This window comes from Methanobrevibacter sp., assembly GCA_022775905.1.
GTDB lineage: Archaea > Methanobacteriota > Methanobacteria > Methanobacteriales > Methanobacteriaceae > Methanocatella.
The window spans coordinates 1-2,248 of the sequence record JALFJX010000016.1 but is presented as its reverse complement, the minus strand read 5'-3'; the positions used below and the strand labels follow the sequence as shown (position 1 = coordinate 2,248).

The 2,248-nt window shown below is 32.5% G+C and carries 3 protein-coding genes; all 3 read right to left on the bottom strand.

Going from position 1 to position 2,248, the window contains the following annotated elements; translation table 11 throughout:
- Nucleotides 1-165 precede the first annotated feature (165 nt).
- Nucleotides 166-804, bottom strand: a complete 639-nt coding sequence (locus tag MR875_05320; GenBank protein MCI6994259.1) for a hypothetical protein — start codon at nt 802-804, stop codon at nt 166-168.
- A gap of 151 nt (nt 805-955) precedes the next feature.
- Nucleotides 956-1,204 (bottom strand): hypothetical protein, encoded by a 249-nt coding sequence (locus tag MR875_05315; GenBank protein MCI6994258.1) that lies wholly within the window; start codon nt 1,202-1,204, stop codon nt 956-958.
- A 488-nt stretch (nt 1,205-1,692) separates the two neighbouring features.
- Nucleotides 1,693-2,220: a hypothetical protein gene (locus tag MR875_05310; protein ID MCI6994257.1), complete on the bottom strand. Its 528-nt coding sequence runs from the start codon at nt 2,218-2,220 to the stop codon at nt 1,693-1,695.
- Nucleotides 2,221-2,248 lie beyond the last annotated feature (28 nt).

Sequence of the window (2,248 nt, the reverse complement as noted above, 5' to 3'; positions counted from 1 at the left end):
CGTCTACTTTGCCTCCATACTTAAAAATGCTATTAAAATCCATATTATATACCTCTTCATCATATATATAAATTATACCATATTTTTTATACGATGTCAAATGTAAAAAAATACATAAAGAAAAAGACCCGTCACATGGACGAGTCTCGTGATTGGTTTATTTAATTATGCTTCCGCATATTGAAGTTGAGGAAGGATCGAATAGAAAACGTTCATTGTCGTATCGTTTGCTGCAGTACCATCTGTACCAATACAAATTTCCTTAGAGTTCAAAGAACCATTCATATCAAATACAGTTGCATCTCCTTCCGCATCTTGTGTTAAGTTGAAAATTGCATCTGGAAGCATTTCATAAATTAAGATATAAACCTTAACTTGTTTACCACTTTGTTGATCGACAAAGAAGCTTTCACCAAGAATTGGTTTTGGTCCACCAAATTGATCACCAAAGTGAATAACCTTTGTATTGCCTGCTGTGATTTTTTGATTAGTTTCAGCTGCCTCAGTACTATTTTTAAAAGTTTCAACAGTTGCACCACCTAAAAGTTCGAGTGCATCTGCTCTACCAAGAGCATCTTGGATTTCGATTGTTGCAGTCTTGCCATATTTCAGCAAAGCACTTCCTGTTTGACCGCCAGTAATTGTCTTTGATGGGCCATCTTGATTGATGTTTGCAATCTTAAGAGTATCAAGTCTGATATAATCTGTTCCCTCTGTTTTTTCAGTAAGACCTTTGACAATATCATGAGCTTTCATTGTTTTTAAATCAGCCTTCGTGAAATTACCTTCCGATCCTGTTCCCAAAACGACTTCAATAGGTTTTTTGAAAACTCTTGCATTCATAACAGTAACAATACCAAAACCATTTTGAACCATCGTATCAAAGGTTATAGCAGTAGTATCAACGCCAGTTGAGCTTAGTAATGTTGACATTTTTACACCTCGTAAAAATTATTTATTTTTCTAAGAAAAATTTAAGCTTTTTCTTCATATTTCCCGCAGCGAAGGCTTTTTCTTCAATAGAATAATTAACGCCTTTCGATGCGTATTTTTGTAGCCAACTAATTTGATACATTGTTTGATCCAACAAATAATCAAAAGTCATCATTGGAAAAATGTAACAAATTGTTGCAAAAATTTTTAACAAATCATCTTCTTTTGCAGATTTATTTTGCCCTTTAATTCTTGCGATCTTTTCATTCATTTTATTCATCTCATCTAAAAATGCTTGTTCCTCAGGAGTTTTTGCTATTACCGGCGGTTGAACTGATTCTCCATTCAGTTTTTTCAGAAGGTAAATAATTATATTAAAAAGTCCTTCATCAAGAAAAACATCATCAATATAAATATCATTTTCTGTGCAGGTCAGCTCATGTTTCTTAAATAAAACCTTAAATCCTTCCCAAACATTTGTTTTTAATTCGATGTACTCACGATAAACGCCAGCTTTCGTGATTAAAATTACAAAAATATCGTAAAAATTGCGCGGCTCTCAAATCTCAAAAGCCTTTTGTAATTCAGTATATGTTTTCTTTAAAAATCCAACGCAAATATTAAGTTGAAAATTAGAAATTAGATCTCTTAACGACGGCGCGGAAAAAGTAACTAATTGTCCTGTTTCAGCGCAGCTCAAGATTATATCTTTAGTAGCATATAAGTTTAGAATATTTAAATTATCCTTCCACTCTAACACTAAAAATCAACTCCTTTACCCATATCGGTTGTTACTACTTTTAAAGTATATCCATATACTTCTGTATCAAATATTACTTCTTGCATATTAATTACTTCAAGTTTTCCAGCCGCGGAACATTTTGCACCATCCAATAATTGTAAAGCACGATTAGCAATTTCTATTAAACGCAATTTGTTATCATTCAACATATAATGATCGCGATCCGTTATACATGTCACTAAAACTCCCGCAAAAATATTGTTATTACCAGAAGACACATCGAGGTCAGTCAACGGCAATGTAATTTGAATATAGGTATTTCTACCATACTCTTTAACCCCCTTCTCCATAATGGGAAACAAAGTAATATAATTCAAATCTTTGCCGGTGTCATCTGTTAACAAGTCTTCAACAGAAGGAACTTCAGTTTTATTATAAGCGTCTTTCGTATCAAAATAAAGCAATTTACGAATAATTTCATCATGAAGTAAAATATCTCTAATCTCAAACATTGTAGATTGAAAATTCAAAAGATTCTTAATCATAATTACACCACCTTAAAATTGCGCTCAA

Coding starts and splice junctions, on each gene's coding strand:
- MR875_05315 (MCI6994258.1), bottom strand. CDS start 1,204: ATGAATGAAAAGATCGCAAGAATTAAAGGGCAAAATAAATCTGCAAAA.
- MR875_05310 (MCI6994257.1), bottom strand. CDS start 2,220: ATGATTAAGAATCTTTTGAATTTTCAATCTACAATGTTTGAGATTAGA.